1 protein-coding gene is annotated in these 448 nt (G+C 34.8%); it reads left to right on the top strand.

Features of this window, described 5'->3' with window-relative positions; translation table 11 throughout:
- On the top strand, positions 1-448 hold a 448-nt coding region (locus HZY83_RS05685), incomplete at both ends, for a sensor histidine kinase (protein ID WP_255460161.1).

The following is a 448-nucleotide window of genomic DNA, read 5'->3' as shown; positions in this document are numbered from 1 at the left end:
CCATTAACATCTATTATCGGTAATTTAGATGTAGTGAAATATCATAATGATGGCTTGGATAAAAATGAACGCGCGCAACTGCTAACCGCTTCATACGAAGAGGCACAATATTTATATACGTTAGTCACAAATATACTTTCTCTAACGAAATTAGAGCGTTCAGATATTCAAATTAAGCGCACCTCATACCTTGTAGAGGAGCTACTCGAAGAATTTGAAGATGGACTCGTGCGTCGTCATCAAAATCATAAAGTCACTATTGAAGATAATGGAACATTCGCACTGGTATATATCGACAGCAAATTAATGCTACAAGTTTTATTTAATTTGGTAGAAAATGCATTAAAGCACTCTGAATCGCATTCTGTTATCACCTTACGCGTGCATGAACAAGACTCAAAGATATTATTTGAAATCATTGATAATGGTAAAGGTATACCTAAAGAAG

It is taken from the genome of Gemella sp. GH3, from assembly GCF_013415425.1.
Lineage (GTDB): Bacteria > Bacillota > Bacilli > Staphylococcales > Gemellaceae > Gemelliphila.
This window is presented reverse-complemented; position numbering and strand designations above follow the sequence as displayed.